This is a genomic window from Nitrosospira sp. CT (assembly GCF_059489795.1).
Genome location: NZ_JCAHZJ010000017.1, coordinates 96,382 through 120,059, shown reverse-complemented (window position 1 = coordinate 120,059; position 23,678 = coordinate 96,382). Strand labels below are relative to the sequence as shown.

Below are 23,678 nucleotides of genomic sequence, written 5' to 3'. Positions count from 1 at the left end.
AGCAAATGCAGCTGCCGTAGCAGTGCAACTGCTGTAAGACGGAGGAAACATGATTACCTTAAACTGCAACCATTTCCATGCACGTCTCGGCTACGCACCGGGTAGCATCGGGTTGCGCCAACTCTCTCGCCCGGCACGCTATTTCCATAAATTGGTCCCTGCCCATACCCATCAACAGCTCTGCCAATCCTTCCGGAGTCAGCTGGTTCTGCGGCAGCAATATCGCAGCACCTTTCCCGCTCAAAAATTTTGCGTTCGTGGTCTGATGATCATCCACAGCATAGGGAAAAGGGACCAGAATGCTTGCCACCCCCGCCGCGGCTAACTCCGCGACGGTGAGCGCGCCCGCGCGGCAGATCACGAGATCACTCTCTCCATAGCGGGATGCCATATTATCGATAAACGTGACCAGTTCACCCTCCACCCCCGCTTCGAAGTAATTCTGCTTCAGCGCTTCCAGATGCCGGGTCCCCGCCTGATGCGTCACCTGCGGACGCATCCCTTCAGGTATCCGCTTCAATGCCTGCGGTACGATGGTATTCAGTGCCTGAGCACCCAGACTGCCGCCTACCACCAGCAGCTTGATATTTCCGCTGCGGGATGCATACCTCTGTGCAGGTGGCGCCAGTCTGGTGATTTCGTCACGTACGGGGTTGCCGCAAAACACCGCTTTTTTTTCACCTTTGATCGCGTCGGGAAATCCCAGCAATATCCTGTCGGCGAGTCTCGAGAGGATTCTATTGGAGAGCCCCGGAATGGAGTTCTGTTCGTGTATCAGCAACGGCCGCGCCAGCAGCGAAGCCATCATTCCTCCTGGAAACGCGGGATAGCCGCCCATGCCCAACACCACGTCCGGCCGAACCTTCCGTATTACTCTTGCGCTTTGCCAGAATGCCAGCAACAGACGCGCGGGCAGCAACAACCAGGTCCGAACGTTTTTCCCCCGCAATCCGGAGAAGCGAATCGTCTCCAGGGTATGCCCCTGCTGCCGCGCCAGCGTTGTTTCCATTCCCCCCTCAGTTCCAAGCCAGACTATGCGCCACCCGGCCCGCTTCAAATACTCCGCCACGGCAAGACCGGGAAATACATGTCCGCCGGTTCCTCCCGCCATAATGAGAATCGTATGGCTCAAGACGCCATTCCTGTATTTTTCATATCCGATAACCTCTCGCCAACTGCCGGTTTTCCCAATCCGCGCGCAGCAGCACCGCCAGCGAGAGGCAGCTTGCAACTATGCTGCTGCCACCGAAACTCATCAACGGCAGGGTGAGTCCCTTCGGCGGGAGCACTCCCATATTCACGCCCATGTTGATGAATGTCTGCACTCCCAGCCATACACCGATACCTTGCGCCACGAGTGCGGGAAAATGACGTCCCCTGACTGCCGACTGGCGGCCGATCATGAACGCGCGTGCAATTACCCAGGCAAACAACGCCAGCACGATCAGGACGCCGACGAAACCAAGTTCCTCTGCAATCACCGCCAGAAGAAAATCGGTATGCGCCTCCGGCAGATAGAAAAGCTTTTCGACACTTCCGCCCAGGCCGACGCCCAGCCATTCACCGCGTCCGAATGCAATCAGCGCATGGCTCAACTGATATCCTTTTCCGTAGGGGTCGTCCCAGGGATCCAGAAACCCGAAGAAACGCTGCATGCGATAAGGGGCGTTCCAGACCAGGGCAAGCAGCCCAACAATCAGGAAACCAATCAGCCCGGCGAACAGTTTCAGATCCATTCCTCCCAGAAACAATATCGCCATCATGACAGTGGTAATGACAACGAAGGCGCCAAAATCCGGCTCAAGCAGCAGGAGAGCCCCCACGATGAGCGTGATGATCAGCATGGGAAGAAAACCCTTGCGGAAACTTCCCAGGACGGCGGACTTGCGCACCGCGTAATTGGCGACGTAGATCACCATGAACAATTTCATGAATTCCGACGGTTGGAGATTCACCACCAGCAAGGATATCCAGCGGCGGCTACCGTTGATTTCGCGCCCCACGCCGGGAACCAGCACCAGTGCCAACAGGCACGAACCAAGCAGGAACAGATGGAAAGAATATTTCTGCCACGACTCCATAGGGACCTGGAACGCAATCACGGCCACCAGCAAACCCGCCGCGACATAGGCAGCGTGCCTGATGAGGAAATAGGCCGGGTAACCACTGCCATCAGCCTCGGCAATCGAAATCGAGGCGGAATAAACCATCACCAGCCCAAGGCTCAGCAAGAGTATGGCTGTCCAGATCAGGGCCTGATCAAAATCCGCAGACAGAACTTTCTGCTTTCCGGTACCGTACTGATAAATCATCTGATCAATGCCATCCTGCAACCGCAGCTGAATTGCCGCCTGCACATGCGGCCTCGATGCTTTTTACCGCCGCAACGAACACCTCTGCCCGATGCACATAGTTGTCGAACATATCGAAGCTGGCACATGCCGGCGACATCAGGACTGCATCGCCCTTCCGCGCCAGCTGAAAACTTTTCCGAACCGCCTCTTCCATCGTTTGAGCACGATGCAGAGGCACTCCGCACGCATTTATCGCCACTGCAATTTTTTCCGCATCCCGCCCGATGACTACCACTGCGCGCCCATGCTCCCCTATCGGGGCAGCCAGGGGCAAAAAATTCTGTGCCTTCCCATCGCCGCCGGCAATCAAAACCACCGGTTGCCCAAGACCTTTCAGGGCAGCCACCGTTGCACCTACGTTAGTACCTTTTGAATCATCGTAGAAGGTAATGCCACTGAAAGCGGCCACTTTCTCAACCCGGTGAGGCAGGCCCCTGAATTCGCGGAGCGCCAGCAACAAAGGATCAAACGGGATGGCCAGGGCGCGGCATAGCGCCAGTGCCGCCAGCGCATTTGCGCAATTGTGCTGGCCAGTAATGGCGAGTTCGCTGGTTTTCATGAGACGTGTGTTTCCCTGCATCAACCAAGTGTCTCCACCCTCGCAAAGCAAGCCGAAATCGCGGTCACTTTGTGGCATGCCGAGACTGAAAGTGATGGGAGGTCTCCCCGCTAACGCCATTTGCCGGACAAGAGGATCATCGCCATTCAGGATTTGCACGCGTCTGCTGTCACCCCTGCCTCCAGCGCCGGTCTCGTTGCTGCCATCAAGAAATATCCGCGCCTTGGCACCGGCGTATTCCTGCATTCCCGCGTAGCGGTCCAGATGATCCTCGCTTACATTCAACACCGCGGCTGCATCCAGCCCCAGGCTCTCCGTAGTTTCCAGCTGAAAACTGGAAAGCTCCAGCACCCACGCCTCCGGCATTTTTCCTGCATCTTCCCGGCGCATCAAGGCGTCCAGGACTGCAGGACCGATATTCCCCGCCACTTCGACGTCCCACCCCGCTTTTTTTAACATTGCCCCCGTCATGGCGGTCACCGTGGTTTTGCCATTGGAGCCGGTAATCCCGATGAGTTTTGGCCTGCAAATCCCCGCATCTCTAACCGCCCAGGCAAAAAGCTCCATATCCCCGACTACCGGGGTGCCTTCTTTCAGCGCCTGCTGCACAAGAGGCTCCGACAGGGGCAGACCAGGACTGATTGCGATCAAATCCACGTCGGAAAAGGCCCTGTCAGCCAGGGGACCTGCAAAAACCTCCGCCTGCGGCAGCGCGCTGTTAAACGCCTTCACACCCGGTGGCTCATTTCGGGTATCAGCTGCTCGCACCAGCGCTCCCCGCCGAAACAACCATTTTGCCATGGAAAGGCCGGTCTCTCCGAGGCCCAGCACCAGGACAGTTCTGCCTTGCAGATTCATGATTTCAACTTCATCTCAGCTTCAGGGAAGACAAACCGAACAACACCAGCATCATGGTAATGATCCAGAACCGGACCACTACCTGGTTTTCCTTCCAGCCTTTCAATTCATAATGATGATGCAATGGCGCCATGCGAAAAATGCGCTTGCCGATCAGCTTGAACGAAGCCACCTGCAACATGACCGACAGGGTTTCCACTACAAACACGCCTCCCATGATAAGCATAACGATTTCCTGTCGCACTATCACTGTCACGATTCCAAGTGCCGCGCCCAGGGCAAGCGCTCCGACATCTCCCATGAAGACTTCCGCCGGATAAGCGTTAAACCACAGAAAAGCAAGCCCTGCACCCGCCAGAGCGCCACAGAAAACCGCGAGTTCGCCGGCCTGGGGGATATGAGGAATACCAAGATATTTTGCGAATACCGCATGACCGGCTACATAGGAAAAAATCGCCAGGGCGCTGCTGATCATTACGGTAGGCATGATAGCGAGGCCATCCAGCCCGTCGGTCAGGTTTACCGCATTGCTGGTACCGACGATGACGAAATAGGCAAGCACCACGAAGCCTGTCACACCAAGCGGAACGGCCACCTGTTTGAAGAAGGGAACGATCAGGGTTGTCTGCGCAGGCAGTTCGGCCGTCAGCACCAGGTAGAGCGCCACCAGGATCGCAATGGCCGATTGCCAGAAAAGCTTCGCCCTTGCAGAAAGTCCTTTCGGATTGCGATATACCACCTTGCGATAATCATCCACCCAACCGATCATGCCGAAACCCAGGGTTGTAATCAGGACAATCCACACGTAGCGATTGCTGAGATCCGCCCAGAGCAAGGTGGTAATGGCGATAGAGACGAGTATCAGCGCTCCGCCCATGGTGGGCGTACCTGCCTTGACCAGATGTGTCTGGGGGCCGTCATCGCGCACCGCCTGCCCGATCTTGTAGGCGGTAAGTTTCCGTATCATCGTCGGGCCTACAATAAACGAGATTACCAGCGCGGTGAGCGCGGCCAGAACGGTACGCAATGTAATGTAACTGAACACATTGAACAGGCGGATGTCGCTGGCAAGCCATTGAGCAAGCTCTAGCAGCATGACAGGCATCCGTGTGAAATATTCCGGGATTTACCAGAATCTCCGAAGACGACCATGACGTCCATAACCTGATTCACGATCCGTAAACTCATAACCCGGATTCCAGACGCTTTACGACTCGCTCCATCTGCATGAAACGCGATCCTTTGATCAGCAGGGTGACGTCCGGCCCGGGCAGCGTTTCTATATCGGCCAACAGATCCTCCATTCTTCTGAAATGGCGGGCTCCGCTGCCGAATTTTTCCGCCGCGTACGCACTCAAATCTCCCAAAGCCATGAGTTCATCTATCCCCGCAATTCTCGCTTCGTCACCGATCTGTTCATGAAACTCTCTTCCTTTGTCGCCCAGTTCTCCCATATCCCCCAGCACCAGAACTTTTTTACCTTCCGCCCTTGCAAGCACCGCCAGGGCCGCCCGTACCGAGTCGGGATTGGCGTTGTAACAATCATCGATCAGCGTTGCGCCGCGTACACCGCATTTTCTTTGCATTCTTCCTTTCACTCCGCCAAATGCGCTCAATCCGGACGCGATCGCCTTCGGAGACACACCGACGGCCACGGCCGCAGCCGCAGCTGCCAGCGCATTTCGCACGTTATGTTCGCCCGGCACCTGCAGAGTCACCTCCTCGACCCCTTGAGGTAAAATCAGTGTTATTTGCGCGCCGGAAAAAGCCAGTTTGTAGCCTGCGCTCACTTTTGCCTTGCTCTTCAGACCAAAATCGATTATCTGCCTGCCACCCGCACATTCACGCCACAGCCCATTGTGCGGGTCATCTGCATTGATAACCGCTATTCCCTGCCGGCTGAGTCCTTCGAAGATCTCACCCTTTGCGCGGGCTACTGCTTCAACTGACCCAAGTCCCTGAATGTGCGCATCCCCGGCATTGGTGATGAGCGCCACCGAAGGCTTTGCAAGGCGGGTAAGGTATGAGATTTCGCCCGGATGGTTCATGCCCATCTCTATGACGGCATAGTGATGCCGCTCACGCAATCGCAAAAGCGTGAGCGGCATGCCTATATCGTTGTTGAGATTGCCCTGGGTTGCCAACACGGCATCCGGAGCGTCCGTCTCCACCCCCCCCGCTGGCTGCTCCACGGCGCGCCTTAAAATGGAGGCGATCATCTCCTTTACGGTCGTCTTGCCATTACTTCCCGTTACTGCGACCAGCGGTATGGTGAAGCGCTCGCGCCAGTACGCCGCCAGTTGTCCTAATGCCAGCCGTGTATTCTGCACCTGTATCAGGGGAATCCCGTATTCCTGATTCCCGGTCAGCCTGTCCTGCTGCACCAGGGCCGCCGTTGCGCCCCTGTCCCGTGCCTGGACGATAAAATCGTGACCATCGAAGTTGGGGCCAACCAAAGCAACAAACAGATCACCCCGCGCAAGTGCGCGGCTATCCGTGCTCACCCCTGTGAAATCGATCTTTCCCGCAGCCGGTCGATCATGCTGGGCTCCGGCAAAGGTTGCGGACAGAACCTGAGCCGCCTCCTGCAAACTCATCATATTCGCGCCTGCGTCTTCTCCGTCATCAATGCTCTTCTCGCGACCTCTGCATCGCTGAAAGGAAACTTTTTACCACCTGCCTCCTGCCAGGTTTCGTGCCCCTTACCTGCGATCAATATGACATCGCCCTTATGTGCGCCCTGTATCGCGCGATGAATCGCACCGGTCCGATCCTTCTCGATGCGATGATTGGCGGCAGCTCCAACGGCGATGTCCCGAATAATGGAATCCGGATCCTCGCTTCGTGGATTGTCACTGGTGATGATGGCTTCGTCAGCCAATCGGGTCGCCACTTCCCCCATCAGGGGACGCTTGCCTTGATCGCGCTCGCCCCCGCAGCCGAATACGCAGACAAGCCTTCCTGATCCCGTCTCCGGCTTGCCGCCAGGGAAACCGGCATCCACCGCTTCCCGCAGCGTGGTCAATACCTTTTCCATGGCGTCCGGGGTATGGGCGTAATCCACAACGATGAGGGGTTCATCTCCCTCCCCACCTATCTGCTGCATGCGCCCTGCTACAGGCCGGATTTTTTGCAAGGCTCGGACCGCTTCTGGGAAAGCAATACCGCTTGCAAGCAGGCTAGCGAGCACTCCTAATAAGTTGGAAGCGTTGAAGCTGCCCAGCACTTCCGTTTTAAATTTCAGACATTCCGCTTCAAATTCAATGTCGAATTCCAGTCCCGCCATGCTTGCCCTGAGATTGCGACCCCATACCCTCCTGAATGAGCCAGGATTGGGGGGTGCGATTGCTGTATCGGTAAACCCATAGCCGATCATGCCGATTCCAGTTCCTTCCAGATCGTGCAGAAGCTGCATGCCAAAAACATCGTCGAGGTTCAGCACGGCATACTTGAGCCCGCTCCAATGAAATAATCGCGCCTTGGCAGCTGCGTACACTTCCATGGTGCCGTGATAATCGAGGTGATCGCGCGAAAGATTGGTAAGCATGGCAACTGCAAACGTTGCTCCGTTTATCCGTCCTTGCACAATCCCATGCGACGAGACTTCCATTGCCACGCATTCCGCGCCCCGCCGCAAAAAATTAGCTATTTTAGCTTGCAATAACACTGAATCGGGGGTGGTATTTGCAGAAAATTCCATTTCTCCGGGAAAACCGGCTCCCAGCGTCCCGATGACCGCGGCTTTACGATCCAGTGCAGCCATCGCCTGGACAATCCAGTGGCTGCAGGAGGTTTTGCCGTTCGTTCCCGTCACTCCGATCAGCCATAGCTTTTGTGAGGGATGGTCATACAAATAGTCTGCGATGAATCCCGCCCTGGATTTCAAATCCGAGACGGGCAGATTAGGTGTTTTCCATTGCGGATCCCACGCAAAGCTGTCGCATTCCCACACTACTGCGCGGGCACCCCGCTCTATCGCTTGCGGAATGAATTTACGTCCATCCGTCTTTTCTCCGGGATAGGCCAGAAAAGTATCCCCCGGCTTCACGGTGCGGCTGTCAACCGCAAGATGCTCCCTCCTGGCCCCGAGCCGGTCAAGCGCATGGAAATCAAAGCCGGCTTCGGAGCCGCCGGGACATTCCGATATCTTCCTCCCCGACCTGGGACTCATACATCACCCTTGTTGTCCTTAGGCGGAGCGGCTGTCAGGGACGTCGTAGTGCCGCCCGGCGCATCGTGCGGCACATTCTGCATGTGCAGGATGCCGTGCATCACCCGGCTGAAAACCGGCGCCGCCACCGTCCCTCCGTAATATTGTCCAGCTGACGGCTCGTCCAGCATCACTGCAATGACATATCTCGGATTCGAGACGGGCGCATAACCGACAAAGGTCGAAAGATAGCGGTTTTTTGCATAGCCTCTGCCTTCCAGCTTGTGCGCGGTTCCAGTCTTCCCCGCCACCCGATACCCGTTGACCTGCGCCCGCGTAGCGGTACCGCCTGGTTGCACCACCATCTCGAGCATACGGCTCACGGCCAGCGCTGTGTCGCGTGAAATCGCGCGCTTGCTGACGGGAGCCGCGTCGAGCTTCAGCAGCGATACCGGTTTTATTTCACCTTCCGCAGCAAAAATCATATAAGCGCGAGCAAGCTGCATCAGGCTCACCGCAATGCCGTGACCATACGACATGGTCGCCTGCTCGATAGGACGCCAGGTTTTATAAGGCCGCAGCTTGCCGCTCACCTCACCCGGAAAGCCGGAGCCAGGCAACTCTCCGAATCCTGCTCCATTCAGCATTTCCCACAGTGCCTGCGGCGGAAGCGACAGCGCGATCTTTGCTGAACCGACGTTGCTGGATTTCTGGATCACCTGGGTGACAGTCAAGGCCTCTGTCCTGTGCGCATCGCGTATGGTCGCCTTACCTATGGAGAATGAACCCGGCGCGGTTTGAAATACAGTGTCGGGGGTGATTCTCCCTGCTTCCAGCGCTGCCGCCACCGTAAACGGCTTGAGTGTGGAACCCGGCTCGAACATATCGGTGACAGCCCTGTTACGCGACTGCGCACTATTCCTGTTGGAGCGGTTGTTCGGGTTGTAGGTCGGGAGATTCACCAGGGCCAGGACTTCGCCAGTCTTCACATCGAGCACCACCAGGCCGCCGGCCTTGGCCTTGTGAGTTTCCACCGCCTGCTTCAATTCACGGTAGGCGAGGTATTGTATTTTGCTGTCTATCGACAGCGCCATGTTCTGTCCCGGCTTCGGTGCGCGGATGCTTTCGACGTCCTCGATGATATGGCCTTTGCGGTCCTTGATGACTCGACGGCTTCCCGGTTTTCCGGCAAGCTCATCCTGCCAGGCCAGCTCAATACCCTCCTGCCCCCTGTCGTCCAGATCGGTGAACCCGAGGACGTGCGAAGTCAGGTCTCCCGCAGGGTAGTAGCGCCGGTACTCGCGCTTGAGAAATATGCCGGGGATTTTCAGTTCGACGATGCCGGCCGCCACGGGTGGCGACAAATGCCGCTTCAGGTATACGAAATCACGCCTGGACGCTGCTCGGGAACCCTGGGAAACTCCTGTCAGACCATCCAGGCGCTTGTTAAGCTCATCCTCATCCATATCCATCAGAGCCGCGAGCCTGCTTAACTGCTGGGGAGTGGCAACCATATCCTGCGGGCTCAGCCATACGGATTCCACGGGAGTGCTTATCGCCAGGGGCTTGCCGTAACGATCGGTGATCATTCCCCGGTTTGCGTTCATTTCAAGCACACGGCCATAACGCGATTCGCCCTTCTGCTGCAAAAACCCGTTGTGCATTCCTTGCAGATAAGCAGCGCGTCCTGCCAGGCCAGCGAATCCAAGCAACAATAAACCCACCAGGAGGCGTGAGCGCTTCGCGGGCAGGATAACAAGCGGCTTTTGATTGGCTTTCATGATTTCGATGCTTCCTTGGAGTCGGTCGAATCGACAGGTTCCCCCACGGGATGACTCAGGGGTATGGTCTGGATAAGCTTGGGGTCCGGCAGGCGCATCTGCAGCTGCTCCGTGGCAATTTTTTCAATACGGGCATGCGTCGCCCAGGTGCTTTGCTCAAGCTGCAACTGCCCCCATTCCTCCGCCAGCTGCCGCGCCAGCTGCTGCTCCTTTTCCAGTTCCACAAACAGCTTGCGCGCCTTGTGCTGTGAAGTCACAACACCCAGCGCGCAAGCGACGAGAATTAAGGTCAACAAAATATTTATTCTGATCACATCGACCTCTCATCAACCAAAAACGCGCAACGAGATTCCCCTAAGTGGTGTTTATCCGCTCCGCCACGCGCATTATCGCGCTGCGGGCACGAGGATTGCATTCGATCTCCGCCACGCCGGGCCGCACCGCCTTCCCGACCCTCTGCAGATTTGCTCTGCTGAAACGCCGCACCTCGTCGGCGCGCAGCGGCAAGTGCTTCGGCAGTTTGTCGGGATTCGCTCCTTCACGTATGAAACGCTTCACTATTCTATCTTCCAGCGAGTGAAAACTGATGATGACCAGCCGGCCACCCGTCTTCAGCATCTCGACACACTGCGGTAAGGCAAGCGACAGCCTCTCAAGCTCCTGATTGAGGTAAATCCGGATGGCCTGAAAGGTACGCGTCGCCGGATTCTGTTTTGGCTCACGCGAGCGCGCGGGTATGGCCGCTGCCACGATCGCGGCAAGTTGACCGGTAGTGACGAGAGGTTGTCGCGCTCTAGCCTTAACAATCGCTCTTGCAATCTGCTTAGCAAACCGCTCTTCGCCATATTCTTTTATCACCTCTTCCAACTGGACTTCCGACGCCGAAGCCAACCACTGACCTGCTGTCTGCCCCTCTGTTGTATCCATGCGCATATCGAGCGGTCCCTCCATGCTGAAACTGAAGCCGCGTGCGGCGTCCTCGAGTTGGGGTGACGACACGCCCAGATCCAGTAATACCCCATCGACCTGACCGACATTCAACTGCCGCAGCACCTCCTGCAACCTGGAATAACTGCTGTGAACCATGCAGAAGCGTTCGTCTCCAAAATTCCGCCCAACCGCACAAGCGGCCGGATCCCTATCGAACGCGATCAGTCTTCCGCTCTTCCCCAAGCGCTCCAGTATCAGCCGACTGTGTCCGCCCCGACCAAATGTCCCATCCACATATATCCCATCCGGCTTGAGTGCCAGCGCTTCCACCGCCTCCTGTAGCAGAACAGTGGTGTGCTTCCCTACCTCAGCCACAAAATTACAGTGAAAAACCTTCGAGTTCTTCGGGAATGCCGTCTCTGAACACGAGCGCGTTCTCCATCTGCAGGTTCCATTTTTCGCTGTCCCACAGCTCGAATTTCGCACCTTGTCCCACCAGAACCACCTCTTTGTTCAAGCCCGCAAATGCCCGCAGAGAGGGAGGCACAAGAATGCGACCGGCACCATCCATCTCCACATCGCAGGCATTGCCAACGAGAAGCCGCTGCAAACTGCGGATTTGTGGATTAAAGCTGGAAAGACTGTTGAGCTTTTGCTCTATGGGCTCCCATACGGGCTGAGGATAAATCAACAAACACTTGGATGGGTCGGCAGTGACAATCAGATGACCGGCGCAAAGGGATATGAGCGTCTCCCGGTATCTTGTAGGCACGGCGAGTCTACCCTTGTTATCCAGACTGACAGGTGTCCCACCGCGAAACATTGCTCCCTTTCTTTACTTTACGGAGGAAAACTGCAGAAAATCGTCTCCCACTTCTACCCACTTTTACCCACTGTAGTTAAAAAAAAAGCCAAAGTCAAGGAAGAGAATGAGGGATTATAAAAGGTAGGGGAGTATGGGAATTTTCGGCCTCGACTATAGGAAAAGATAAATGTTCCGGTTGCAAGCTGCCGATGGGAGAGGACTGCATTCGGGCCGGTAACACCTCCGAACGACTTTTATACACGCTTGCTTTTGTTGCGTGGCCGTCTATAAATACATTGTCTGTCTCGCGTCCACACCTGCATGGAGGAATGATGAGCATGACGAAGATGCCAGGCTTTACCGCCGAATTTGCCGTCAAGCATCAATTTGCAACTCGGGTTTCTACTGTAATTTCCACACTGTAGCTCGATTACAGTCAACAGAAGAGGAGTCCGAAATGAAGCTTAAACGGGTTGGACACTGCTCAGTCATGGGCGGGGTATCAGAGGGCTGACAGCTTTGCTGAATTACGCTCATTTCCGCAATGCCGATATGACTCCTGGGACGCCTGCTATCAACCCGAGAACACGCCGCAATTGATCCACGTTGCCAATCCTGATCACGAACTGCAGGGTCGCATTCAGGTCGCGGCTATGGGCGCGGGTAGCGACGACATCAATTTTTTCGCGCGACAGAACGCTCGAAATGTCGTTCAGCAATCCTTGACGATCCTGCGCCCGAATCTCCACCTCCACGGCGTAACTCGCATCTTTGGATAAATCCCATTGCGTACTGACGAGGCGCGCCACGCTTTCTCCTGACAAGCGAGAGACATTGGCGCAACCCGCCCTGTGGATGGTAATTCCCCGCCCGCGGGTGACAAAACCGATGATGGGATCAGGGGGTACAGGCTTGCAGCACTTTGCCAGTACGGTAAGCAGCTTATCGACCCCGACGACGAGTACGTCTCCCTGGAGTTCCGAGGTGAGGGTCTGTTTTTTGATGACTGGCGTTTCGGGAACGGACAGGCCAGGTTCGGTCTCTCCGTTCAAGAATGCCGATAGCTGGCGCGCGTTGATATCCCCCCTTGCAATGGCTGCAAGAAAGGAATCAAGTCTGGCAAATTTGAACTCGACTGCCAGCTTATCCAAGCTCATCGCAGTCATGCCGTGGCGCTGCAGTTCCTTTTCCACCAAAGCCCGGGCTTGTGTGAGGGAAGCAGTACGCATTTCACTGCTGAACCACTGCCTGACTTTCGTCCGGGCGCGCTGGCTCCTGATATAACCCAGGGCAGGGTTGAGCCAGTCGCGGCTGGGCCCTCCCTGCTTGATCGAAATGATCTCCACCCTTTGCGCATTTTGCAGCGGGTAATCGAGGGGCACCATGATGCCATCCACCTTGGCACCCCGGCAACGGTGCCCCAGCTCGCTATGCACATGGTATGCAAAATCCACGGGAGTGGCTCCCTTGGGCAGTGCGATCACCTTCCCTTGCGGCGTCAGTACATAGACCGAATCTTCAAACAGTGCAACCTTGAAATGCTCAGCCAGTTCTCCCGCGTCCTCCACATCATTTTTCCACTCCAGTATCTGCCTCAACCAGGCGATCTTTTCCTCATACCGCGCGTCTCGCTTTGCACCTTCCTTGTAGCGCCAATGCGCAGCGACCCCCATCTCCGAATGACGGTGCATCTCATGGGTCCGGATCTGAACCTCGACCACTTTGTCTTCCGGACCGATTACCGCAGTATGCAGTGATCGGTAATCATTGCCTTTCGGCTTGGCAATATAGTCATCGAACTCCTTGGGGATCGGCACCCACAGATTGTGCACCAACCCCAATGCCGCGTAGCAATCCCTGACTTCGTCCACGAGAATGCGAACGGCACGGGTATCCTGGATTTCCTTGAAGTCCACCCCCTTGCGATTCATTTTTCTGTAAATACTGTAAATGTGCTTGGGACGTCCTGTGACTTGAGCCTTGATCCCGGCCTGATGCAGTTCGTTTTGCAACTTGTCAACCACCAGCGCGATATACTGCTCCCTGCTGCGGCGGGTCTCCTCCAGTAACGTGGCGATTTTTTTATAGCGTTCGGGTTCAGTGATCCGAAACGACAAATCCTCCAGCTCCCACTTCACTTGCCACAGCCCCAGTCGATTGGCGAGAGGCGCGAAAATGTTCAGGGTGACCTCAGCGGCCTCCCATCTTCCGGCAATATTGCTGGCAACGACGTAACGCATCGTCTGCAACCGGTCGGCCAGGGCGATGATCACGACCCGGATGTCCTCCGCCATCGCGAGCAGCATCTTCCTCAATACTTCAATCTGCGCGCTGCCGTTCCCGATATTGTCCGTGCTGCTTGCTGGTCGCAACACCTGGATTCGGCTGACGCGCCTCACACCTTCCACGAGATGAACGACCGTCGGACCAAAAGCGGTTGCCAATTCTTCTTCATACCCCTCCAGATACCCCGGAACTGCATGAAGCACTCCTGCTGCCAGCGTATCGCTGTCCACCCGCAACCCGGCGAGAATCGCCGCGACTCCATCTACATGCGAAGAGAGCAATTCACCGTTAGGCAGGCTTTTATCCATATAGAGCGGCTCGCAAAAAGCCTGCGCGCCCCGGAGCAGATCGATTTCTGCCGGGGAGAAGATTGAACCCGGGGACTGGAGCCGTAAAGGTTCGTTCCCTTTTCCAGAAATGAGGGAGAAAGCGTTCATGGAACGGGTGTGGTGAGTATGGGAGCAGCCTTTTTCAACCGGGTCCTCGTGTCCTTTCATAACTGCTTTATCTTTATTTCCGGTTAAAACGTTGTTGAATCGTGCCAATAACGCATCCGCCGCACGCGCCATCGCTCCACGGCAAGGTCATTACCGGCAAAGCGCAGCAATATGGCGCCATCGGTGTCGCTGCGCAACAATCTGCTTCCCGCCGATCGATACCGCTCCGCGACTTCCTCCTTCGGATGGCCAAAACGGTTGCGGTAACCTACGGTAAATACTACCAGCCACGGGTTCACCTTGCGCACGAACTCCTCGGTGGAAGAAGTTTTGCTTCCATGATGAGGAGCGATCAATACCGTTGAGGAGAGCGCCTCCCCATAACGTTTGAGCAATTGATATTCGGATTTTTTCTCGATATCCGCCGGCAGAAGCACGCTGCCATGCCGGGTGGTAATTTTCAACACGCAACTCAAGGCATTGCTCTTGAGGCGGAAGTCATTGTAGCTCTCTTCCATCGGATGAAGCATGTCGAAGCGAACGCCATCCCATTCCCATGACTGTCCCGCCTTGCACCGACGTCTGTTGAGAGCGGCCTGTTGCATGGGATGATCGTCGCGCAACGATGAGACGAGCCATTCCACGGGTACCGCTTGCAGCACGGACAGCCCTCCGCCGCTGTGATCCGAATCGGCGTGTGTGACGATCATTGCATCAAGATGCCTTATCCCTTCCCCGCGGAGAAAAGGAACGATGGTGCGGCTCCCGCTATCGGCCTCGGACGTGAAGGCCGGGCCAGTATCATAGAGCAGTGCGTGCTTTTCCGTCCGCGCCAGTACCGCCAGTCCTTGACCGACATCCAGCACGGTCAGCCACAGCTCTCCCTGCTCCGGTCTTGGGAGAGGCAGCAGAAACATCGGCAACAGGGCGATGAGACCGAGCCAGCGAGCAGGGAAACCGGTACCGAGGCCGAGCCGCCAACCCCACTTCCCAGGCAGCAGCGTCCAGAAAATGCCTGCCGCCCCCACGGCTACTGCCCAGAAAGGAGGAGCTTGCTGACTCCAGACGGCCTGAGGTGCATCGCTCAGCCATTGCATCACGATCATGCAACCGTCCAGCGCTGTATGCGCCGGTATCAACAGAAAATCGAGGGGCGGCAAGGTTGCCAGCAGAGTTAGCGGCACCACGACAAGACTCACCAGTGGAATCGCCACCGCATTGGCGATTGGGGAAACCAGCGATATCTGCTGAAACATCGCCAATAAAAGAGGTATCAAGCCCAGGGTTATAGCCCACTGCACCGTTGCCCAACTACTCAGCCAGTGCGGTCTGCCGACGCGGCCGACAGATACCAGCATGATGACCGCCATGGCGCCAAAAGATAACCAGAAGCCGGGTGAAAGCACTGCCCACGGATCGAGAGCTACGACTGCAAGCAATGCCCATGTCAGGATGGTAGTCATTGCAATGGAACGGCCGAGCCATAGGGTAACGGCCACCGCGGCAAGCATATAGAGCGTGCGTTGTGCCGGGATCGCAAAACCGGCCAGCAGCGTATAACCGAACGCTGCCACCAGCCCGGCTATGACTGCGGCTTTCCTGGCTGGCAGCCGCAGCGTGAAATGATAGCTTCTGCACCACAGCCAGTATGCCATCGTAAATACAAGGCCAGACAGCATGGTGATATGAAGACCAGATATGCTGACGAGATGGTTTATTCCGGTCCGCGTGAATATCTGCCACTGCTCATGCGGAATCGCCCGCTGATCCCCTATCGCCAGCGCAACCAGGATACCGGCATGAGCATGGCCGGGCAGCGTGGCAATGAAATTATCGCGGATATCCTGACGCAAACGCTCGACATGATAAGCGGGACGCCCCACCACTTGCTCCAGGCGTCTATTTTCGTCATCCTTGCGCACATAGCCTGTGGCTCGAATGTTGCGCTCCAGCGCCCACTGTTCGAAGTCGGAAGCATGCGGATTGGCGGTTCCATGGGGGCGCTTGAGCCGTACAGTAAGCCGCCAGCGTTCCCCAACATTGAGAGAAGGTGTTGAAGGCCTTGGCGTAAAGCCACTTCCACGCTCTTTATACCAGGAAAGAGAAATGCGCGCTGGCACGATTGCGCTTTCCGTCAAGACCTGCTCCACATCGAAAGTAAAGCGAACACTGTTCTCGCCGGTTTGCGGCAACTCTGCGACTACGCCAATTATCTGTATATCCTTCCCTTCCCATTCGTGCGGAAACACGTCGCTCAAGCGCCATTGCGCAAAAGCAGCCGCCCAGAAAAAACCGGCTCCCAGGAAAAGGCAAACCCCAAACATCTTGCTGATGCGAGCAAAAACAGGAGGGCGGCAGCGAAATAGCAGAATCCCGCACACCATGCCGGGGAAAAGAACCCATGCACCTGCAAGCGCCGGCAGCACCGGCTGCTGTTGCAGCAACACTACTCCGGCCACAAATGCCAGAATACAAATTCGCATCAGCGATTTCCTGCCATTAGTAGAACATACGGACGACTGCTATCCGGGATAAAAATCGTCGGAGAAGTCTGAGAAAACAGACAAGGCCAGTGGCAGCGTCCCCTTCACAAATGCCTTTTCATCGCACGCAGAATTTCATATGCCCGTAGCTTAGGCTGACCAACTGGTGTATGTTTGTATCAAGGAACCCTGTCGCTGGGCGAACCGGAGGATTTATCGAAGTTCCTTGGCTCCTGTCCCTGTATATATTTCATGCCACCCCTGTGTTTCGAAAATTTTTCAAAAAATACCTGCCTTCCCATGAAACCATCCGGCACAACCGGTTTGTTGCACTTTTTGGAGAGCGACTGCAGCATCACAATCTCTGGCATCTGCATCGGAGGTCAGTCGCTGGCGGCTTTGCCGTCGGATTGTTCACCGGCCTTATCCCCGGGAGCAATCCTGTGCAATTCTTTTTTGCCGCATTATTCGCCGTTGCCTTCAAGGTCAACCTTCCCGTAGCAGTCATAACGACGCTTTATTCGAATCCCTTTACCATTCTGCCGATCTATGTGGCTGCCTACGAAATCGGCGCTTTTGTAACGGGAGGCACGTCGAACGGCATGCCCGAGGTGGGATTGCACCTCATGGATAAAAGTATCAGCGAGTGGGGGCCTGCCCTGATCGACTGGGTCGTATCACTCGGCAAGCCTTTGCTGGTCGGGATGTTGCTGCTGGCTCTGTTACTTTCTTCAACGGGCTATTTTGCAGTGCGCGCCGGGTGGCGTTTGTTCGCGATTTATGAATGGCGCAAGCGCGCAAAACGACGCAGACAGAAGAATGAGCAGAGTATGGGTGGAATGGATGAAGATAGCGGATAGAGCAAAGCCGCTACGGCCATTCAGCTGATACCGGAATGGAGCTGATAGGGCTCATGGAAGCTGGAGAGGGACAACCTGCACGGGCGCCACTCCCTGCGCCTCAGCTAGTCAGGATACCATCCTCCAGGTGCAGGGTTCGCCCGGCTTTTTTGGCGAGATCGGGATCATGTGTGACAATGACAAGGCTCGCGCCGGCATCATGATTGAGTTCGAGCATCAGATCGAACACTTCTCCCGCGGTGCGCCGGTCGAGATTGCCCGTAGGCTCATCCGCAAGCACGCACGCTGGCCGGGTCACCAGTGCACGCGCCACGGCGGCCCGCTGGCGCTCGCCTCCCGAAAGCTCTCCAGGAGTGTGTGTCAGCCGATGTCCCAGACCGACCTGCTTCAGAACCCCGCGAGCGCTGTCGTAGGCTTTGGCCTTGGCCGTCCGACGGATCAAAAGCGGCATGGCCACGTTTTCCAACGCGGTAAACTCAGGCAGCAGATGATGAAACTGATAAACGAAACCGAGTGACCGGTTACGCAACTCGCATCTCTCTGCTTCACCGATGCCAGCAATTTCCTGTCCCATGATGCGAATTTCGCCCCCCGTAGGAACATCGAGGCCCCCAAGCAGGTGCAGCAACGTGCTCTTTCCCGAGCCTGATGCGCCGACGATAGCGACGGTATCTCCCTTCCCCACCTGCAGGTCTATTCCCATCAGGACCGGCACTTCAATCTGGCCTTGATAATAGCTCTTTCGCAGACTGCGGCAGGAAATGATATTGTCACTCATACCGCAGCGCCTCGGCAGGATTGATCTTCGATGCGCGATAGCTCGGATAGAGCGTTGCCAGCAGCGTCAGCACGAAGGAAACGACAGCGACGGCGATCACGTCATCGAGTTGCAGGTCGGAGGGGATTTCGCTGATATAGTAGACTTCCCTGGACAGGAACTGCACGCTGAACAGGCGTTCTATCATTGCAATGACTGCCTCTACGTTGTAGGCAAGCAACACGCCGCCGATCACGCCCAATGTGGTACCAACCACTCCGATCCAGGTTCCCTGCACGATAAAGATTTTCATGATACTGCGTGGACTTGCACCCAGCGTGCGCAATATCGCAATATCCGATTGCTTGTCCGTCACGGCCATCACCAGCGTGGAGACGATATTAAACGCAGCGACTGCAATGATCAGCGCGAGAATGAGTGCCAGCATGCGTTTCTCGATTTGTATGGCACGAAAATAATTGGCGTGCTGGCGCGTCCAGTCGGTGATATAGACGTCGGTGGAAATCAGCGGCACGAGCTCCTGCGCGACTTGTGGCGCCTTGAAAAGATCATGCAACTTGAGGCGAACGCCTGACACCTGATTTTCCATGCGATACAGCTTTTGTGCATCTGCCAGATGGATGAGCACCAGCCCGGAGTCGTATTCGAAATGTCCCGCCTCGAATACACCGGTAATGGTGAACTGTTTGAGGCGCGGAATGATTCCCGCGGGCGTCACCTGTCCCTGCGGCGAAATCAATACGACCTTGTCACCCGTAAAAACCCCCAGCGCGCGGGCCAGCTCGCGGCCGATGACCATGCCAAACTCTCCCGGTGCGAGGTTTTCCAGTCTGCCGTCTATCATCATCCGTCCGAGATCCGCCACATGATCTTCCATTTCAGGCAGGATGCCTCGCACGGCCACGCCGCTCACGGACTGATCGAACGAAATCATTCCCTGGGCGCCGATGTAGGGTGCAGCAGCCTCCACCTCGGGATGCCTCTGCGCTTCTTCCGCAACTCTCCGCCAATCCGTCAGCGTGCCGTCCACCCCGCTCACCTGGATATGAGACGCGACACCAAGGATGCGCGAGCGGACTTCTTTCTGAAATCCGTTCATAACCGACATAACGGTAATGAGCGCTGTCATCCCAAGCGTAATACCGAGCAAGGAAATGAGAGAAATGAACGAGATGAAGTGATTGCGGCGCTTGGCGCGGGTGTAACGCAAACCGATGAAGAGTTCGTACGAGGACACGGATCGATATAGCCTGATTACGACGTAACTGCGAAGTTTGCCACATTCTGCTCAGGGTTAACAGGAGAGCTTGAGTGTAGGGGCCAGAGACCGCGTGCGAACGCCCCCTACATGCCACAGCACTAGTGCCCTGAGCCAAGTCTGGCCGCCGTCGAAACTGCCCTGCCTGCTAAAACTCCCCTCTCAGGCCAGCGACGAGCGCCCTGCCCGGCAATGGCGCGAAGTTCTTCAGGAAAGAGGTGTGCACGCGCATTTCTTCATCAAGCAGGTTTCTGCCCTGGAGGAAGATTCGAATGCCGTTGGAGCGCGTCTTCTTGATGCGGTAACTTACCTCCATGTTCACCATCGTATACCCGGGCGTGCTTGTCTCCAGTGCCGCCAGATCATTCTGGCGCATCACGCGGGTTGCACTTATATTCGATGTCCAGGGGCCGGTTCTGTGATTGAATTCCAGGCCGAAGCGTAACGGCGTGATGCGCGGCACGTTGCCTCCGTTATTGAGTTTTCCCCGTACGTAATCTGCGAACAGGCGCAGGTCGATTTCGTTCGGCTTCAACGTGAGAACGGTTTCTGCTTCGGCGCCGTAAAATCGGGCCCCACCTTGTGCAAAGTTCTGTACCAGAAACTCGCCCGCGGGGTCCAGTGTTCCTTCCTGATCCACCCGATCAGCTACACCGTCTCCATTCGTGTCTGCACTTCGGACGAAAATATAATTGCCGATCCAGTTATGGAATATATTGATCTTCCACGTCACCATACCACTGGTCTTGCGCAATGCCAGATCGACATTGTTTGTGGTCTCGCTTCTCAATCCATTACTTCCGCTCTGGAAGGTGGCGGTTCCATGGTGCGCGCCATGAATATACAGTTCCTCTGTCGAGGGCGCCCGCTGACCACGAACCCCGGTCAGCGACAATCCGTAGCCATCCAGGAATTTCCATAAAACCCCGGCGGAGACATTGTAGAGACCAAAGGAACGTGAGGGATGGCTATCTTTGGGATTCTGGGCGGCGTACTCGCCACGACCGCCAAGTTCCAGGCGCCATCTATTCCAATTGCGTTCTTCCACCAGGAACACGCCTATCGAATGCGAATTGGTAACGGGTACCACGGTCTCCTCGCCCAAGGCAGAAAAATGTCGATCACGAAACTGCACGCCGAATACGCCTTTCCAGTTTGCCACAGCAGAATGCGAGAGTTCGGCGCGGCTCTCCAGTCCCTGGTTCTTGAAACGGGTCGCAACCTCACCAGTGCTTTCGATTTCGCTGTGCTTATAGTCGTTGTAACCCATGCGCACCTTGAGCTTCTCGAAACCGGCCATGGGTTTGTCCAACTCCCCCGCCAGATCATAGCGCGTCTGTTTGAGATCGATCTTCGAGCCTTCCGGTCCGGGGATACCATATTCGTTGTCCATTCGGGAGATCGAGCCGCCTACAAAGCCTCTTTCCCCGACATACGAGCCACCCCCTGACAAGCCGCCGGAATTGATGGCGCTGTTCTCGACAATTCCTTTCCGGCCGCCGGGATCACTCTCATTTGCGCGCCCCGGAATATGGTAATCGTCGGTTTTGCGCTTGAACCCTCCCACGCTCCATGACGCCTGCCCGATACTTCCGCTTGCATTGAAGGCACCGGCGCGCTCCTCGGTAGCGGTATTCCCACGCGCTTCGATATTGCCTTTTATCGACTTGAACAGTTGTTTTGGAATACGACCGTTCACGACGTTGACCACGCCACCCGACGCACCGCTGCCGTAGAGCAGGGTTGATGGGCCCCGCAGGATTTCTATCTGCGATGCATTGAGAGATTCGGCAGTAACAGCGTGGTCCGGACTGATTGAAGAGATATCGAGCGTACCGATGCCGTTCTCCAGCACTCTGACGCGTGGCCCATCTAGGCCGCGAATAATGGGACGCCCGGCGCCCGGTCCGAAAAAACTCGATGTCACACCCAGTTCATGGGAAAGGGTATCCCCCAGGCTGGCTTCGCGTTTCCTCCGCAAATCATCCCCCTTCAATATAGAAACGGGCTGGGCTATATCCAGCTCAGTGCGGTCCTCAAAAGGGGTTGCGGTAACAACTACGGGATTGAGTACCTCAATTTTTTCCGCTTTTTGAGCTTGGACGGAGGCTGCATCGAGCGCGAGCAGCGTTGCCATCGCCAATGCAGCGTATGACCTCGGTCCTCCATGTGCACGGAGAACAGGTCCGCACACAAAATCACAATTTGTACAACTCATGTTGATTGCTTAAATCTGGCAGGGAAACGGGTAATCAGAGTGACGCGACTTTACCGCCGCAAAGGGGCGGCAGATATGGTCGGATGCTGATCACCCTGGATAAATATCGATTTACTGGATTACTGGATATCTGCCCGATCGATCGTACACACCTGACGATCTCGATCAGAATCTCCTTGCGGAATACCGCCCAGTGGCCCTCAGTGATCTTGTGTACCCTATGTGCGTCAAGCTTGCGCGGGGGGACCGCGCGTGGAGTAAGGGGTATAAGAATTGAAGAAAAGAGGCTGTGATTTTCGATAAAGACGCGCCTGACGTCTTGTCTGACTCGAAAATACAATTACAAGGATAGAGAAAATAATGCTGAAACCTGTCAGCGCAAGGCAGTCGAGACAAAGCCGGTCATTGTCAGCCTCGCCCTCCGCCTCGTCAGCCCCAGGAGGAATTACACTTTCGATTGCGGCACTCTCCATCGTTTCCAGCTCTGAAACGATGAGGCTGGAGGTGATTTCCCCGACGTGAGTCAACGCATGCACCGCCTGAAGGACGGGCACCCATGCCAGCGTGAGCGCGAGCACCAGAACCAAAAATAACTGCTTACGCAACATTATCAACCAACCGCTATTCATCCGGCGCCTTTACTGCACCCAGAAACGATTTATCGATCAGGTACATTCGGCACACAAGCCTTTAACAGTCAGCTCAACTTCCCGCGAGCGGTAACCTGCCGGCAGCTCAAATTCATGCGCAGTCTCGAAGTCATCGAGACAGACTACCTTTGTGCAACGCAAGCATTCAAAGTGAGCATGTGGCTGGGAATATTCATGAATGTTGGCACGAAAACGCCAGACTCTATCCGCACTCACCAGCCGATGCACAAAACCTTTCTCATTCAGCCACTCCAGCACACGATAGAGCGTGACCCGATCAAAGCGGTGTTCTCCCTTCAATCGCTCTTCAATTTCGTGATGCGTGACAGCCCGGCGTTCCGACAGTAGCATGGCAAGGATATGAATCCGTCCGGGGGTGATACGCTCCCCGCAGTGACGGATCATCTCTTCGGCTTTTTTCTGAAGATTAATCAATGGATTTGTGTATTTGCAACAGAGTTGCATTTACTATAGCTGAAAAGGCAAGCATTTGCAATCTCGTGCGGCGAGGCCGGCATATATCGTCACATTGCCTTATGCATTGGGGGCAGGACAGTTGTAACAAAAGCGATGGACCAGGACGCATCCTTTTTTTACTGCTTGCGAGCATGCTTGCCCACATCGTTTCTGGATGTGCATTTGCTTCTGCATACACGACGTACAGGGGAACGCCCTCCAATTATCGAGTGCTACTGAAGGGACTCAAGCCGGGCGACCACCTGCAACTCGCGCCAGGGGATTATAAGGAGGGGTTACCAGTCCACCATCTTCATGGAACGCCGGATGCGCGCGTCACGATTAGCGGGTCCAACGAAAAAAACCGACCGATCTTCCTGGCGCGACCGGACTACAGCACCATCAGCATCCTCAATTCCGGTTATATTGTCATTCGCGATCTGGACATCGAGGGCAATTTCTTTTATCAGAATCCGCACGAATCATTGTTCCAGGGTGAAGGTAACATTGCTCTGTACAATAACGGTTTGTAAATCATTTGGGTGATGCGGTTCGCATCCAGCCTCACAATGACACGCCTCGATCGGTCAGTGTTTTCCACAACACGGTCTTAGCGAAAGGAGCGGGCATCAGGCTGATCCATCGCGGATTAAGCTCAGGGTATCCCCAATTTGTTGATTCAAATATTTTTTTCGCAGAATCGCCCATAAACAGCGCATTCACGGGAAGCAATCTGGTTGGCTGCCAATACTAGAAATTAAACCGGAAGGGCCTTAATGAATATAGTCCGGATCACTTTGTGCTTGTGCTCGATC

Annotated in this window: 19 protein-coding genes; 2 read left to right on the top strand and 17 right to left on the bottom strand. The window is 55.7% G+C overall.

Annotated features, from left to right (window positions below; translation table 11 throughout):
* Window positions 1–58: 58 nt before the first annotated feature.
* The 12 genes from murG to AC52W5_RS02950 all read right to left on the bottom strand — a co-directional run bounded on the left by murG (window position 59) and on the right by AC52W5_RS02950 (window position 16,643).
* The gene (gene murG, locus AC52W5_RS03005) at window positions 59–1,132 is read right to left on the bottom strand and encodes an undecaprenyldiphospho-muramoylpentapeptide beta-N-acetylglucosaminyltransferase (protein WP_495669922.1); all 1,074 of its coding nucleotides are present in this window, start codon (window positions 1,130–1,132) and stop codon (window positions 59–61) included.
* A gap of 19 nt (window positions 1,133–1,151) precedes the next feature.
* A complete protein-coding gene (gene ftsW, locus AC52W5_RS03000; protein WP_495669937.1) occupies window positions 1,152–2,312 on the bottom strand; it encodes a putative lipid II flippase FtsW in 1,161 nt (386 codons plus the stop codon).
* Window positions 2,313–2,316: 4 nt separating this feature from the next.
* Complete coding sequence (gene murD / locus AC52W5_RS02995) at window positions 2,317–3,771, bottom strand: UDP-N-acetylmuramoyl-L-alanine--D-glutamate ligase (RefSeq protein ID WP_495669921.1); 1,455 nt, start codon at window positions 3,769–3,771, stop codon at window positions 2,317–2,319.
* Window positions 3,772–3,781: 10 nt separating this feature from the next.
* A complete protein-coding gene (mraY, locus tag AC52W5_RS02990; protein ID WP_074975575.1) occupies window positions 3,782–4,867 on the bottom strand; it encodes a phospho-N-acetylmuramoyl-pentapeptide-transferase in 1,086 nt (361 codons plus the stop codon).
* Between the two features lie 88 nt (window positions 4,868–4,955).
* Window positions 4,956–6,371 (bottom strand): UDP-N-acetylmuramoyl-tripeptide--D-alanyl-D-alanine ligase, encoded by a 1,416-nt coding sequence (locus AC52W5_RS02985; RefSeq protein ID WP_495669920.1) that lies wholly within the window; start codon window positions 6,369–6,371, stop codon window positions 4,956–4,958.
* Window positions 6,368–7,942, bottom strand: a complete 1,575-nt coding sequence (locus tag AC52W5_RS02980) for a UDP-N-acetylmuramoyl-L-alanyl-D-glutamate--2,6-diaminopimelate ligase (RefSeq protein WP_495669919.1) — start codon at window positions 7,940–7,942, stop codon at window positions 6,368–6,370. The genes AC52W5_RS02985 and AC52W5_RS02980 overlap by 4 nt, the downstream gene beginning before the upstream one ends.
* Window positions 7,939–9,702 carry a peptidoglycan D,D-transpeptidase FtsI family protein gene (locus AC52W5_RS02975; protein WP_495669918.1) on the bottom strand — a complete coding sequence of 588 codons (1,764 nt, stop codon included), beginning with the start codon at window positions 9,700–9,702 and terminating at the stop codon, window positions 7,939–7,941. The genes AC52W5_RS02980 and AC52W5_RS02975 overlap by 4 nt, the downstream gene beginning before the upstream one ends.
* Window positions 9,699–10,016, bottom strand: a complete 318-nt coding sequence (gene ftsL / locus AC52W5_RS02970; protein WP_107761313.1) for a cell division protein FtsL — start codon at window positions 10,014–10,016, stop codon at window positions 9,699–9,701. Before ftsL ends, AC52W5_RS02975 begins: the two co-directional genes overlap by 4 nt.
* Before the next feature lie 40 nt (window positions 10,017–10,056).
* Entirely contained in the window at window positions 10,057–11,007 is a 951-nt protein-coding gene (rsmH, locus tag AC52W5_RS02965) for a 16S rRNA (cytosine(1402)-N(4))-methyltransferase RsmH (protein WP_112892539.1), read from the bottom strand.
* Window positions 11,008–11,011: 4 nt separating this feature from the next.
* Complete coding sequence (mraZ, locus tag AC52W5_RS02960) at window positions 11,012–11,455, bottom strand: division/cell wall cluster transcriptional repressor MraZ (RefSeq protein WP_495669917.1); 444 nt, start codon at window positions 11,453–11,455, stop codon at window positions 11,012–11,014.
* Window positions 11,456–11,970: 515 nt separating this feature from the next.
* A complete protein-coding gene (locus tag AC52W5_RS02955) occupies window positions 11,971–14,220 on the bottom strand; it encodes a RelA/SpoT family protein (RefSeq protein ID WP_495669916.1) in 2,250 nt (749 codons plus the stop codon).
* A 23-nt stretch (window positions 14,221–14,243) separates the two neighbouring features.
* Window positions 14,244–16,643, bottom strand: coding sequence for a DNA internalization-related competence protein ComEC/Rec2 (locus AC52W5_RS02950; RefSeq protein WP_495669915.1), 2,400 nt, complete (start codon window positions 16,641–16,643; stop codon window positions 14,244–14,246).
* A 263-nt stretch (window positions 16,644–16,906) separates the two neighbouring features.
* On the opposite strand from AC52W5_RS02950, the gene AC52W5_RS02945 reads away from it, so the two are divergent.
* Complete coding sequence (locus tag AC52W5_RS02945; RefSeq protein ID WP_074975573.1) at window positions 16,907–17,503, top strand: DUF2062 domain-containing protein; 597 nt, start codon at window positions 16,907–16,909, stop codon at window positions 17,501–17,503.
* A gap of 100 nt (window positions 17,504–17,603) precedes the next feature.
* Here the strand turns inward: AC52W5_RS02945 and lolD are convergent, their stop codons facing one another.
* The 5 genes from lolD to AC52W5_RS02920 form a co-directional block, all read right to left on the bottom strand.
* The gene (lolD, locus tag AC52W5_RS02940; protein ID WP_495669914.1) at window positions 17,604–18,281 is read right to left on the bottom strand and encodes a lipoprotein-releasing ABC transporter ATP-binding protein LolD; all 678 of its coding nucleotides are present in this window, start codon (window positions 18,279–18,281) and stop codon (window positions 17,604–17,606) included.
* Window positions 18,274–19,518, bottom strand: coding sequence for a lipoprotein-releasing ABC transporter permease subunit (locus AC52W5_RS02935; protein ID WP_074975538.1), 1,245 nt, complete (start codon window positions 19,516–19,518; stop codon window positions 18,274–18,276). Before AC52W5_RS02935 ends, lolD begins: the two co-directional genes overlap by 8 nt.
* Window positions 19,519–19,687: 169 nt before the next feature.
* A complete protein-coding gene (locus tag AC52W5_RS02930) occupies window positions 19,688–21,676 on the bottom strand; it encodes a TonB-dependent receptor (protein ID WP_495669913.1) in 1,989 nt (662 codons plus the stop codon).
* 308 nt (window positions 21,677–21,984) lie between these two features.
* Window positions 21,985–22,344: a hypothetical protein gene (locus AC52W5_RS02925; protein WP_495669912.1), complete on the bottom strand. Its 360-nt coding sequence runs from the start codon at window positions 22,342–22,344 to the stop codon at window positions 21,985–21,987.
* 78 nt (window positions 22,345–22,422) lie between these two features.
* Window positions 22,423–22,842, bottom strand: coding sequence for a Fur family transcriptional regulator (locus AC52W5_RS02920; protein ID WP_495669911.1), 420 nt, complete (start codon window positions 22,840–22,842; stop codon window positions 22,423–22,425).
* A gap of 173 nt (window positions 22,843–23,015) precedes the next feature.
* Here AC52W5_RS02920 and AC52W5_RS02915 point away from each other — a divergent pair, with 173 nt between their 5' ends.
* On the top strand, window positions 23,016–23,396 hold the full coding sequence (locus AC52W5_RS02915) for a hypothetical protein (protein WP_495669910.1): 381 nt from the start codon (window positions 23,016–23,018) through the stop codon (window positions 23,394–23,396).
* Window positions 23,397–23,678 lie beyond the last annotated feature (282 nt).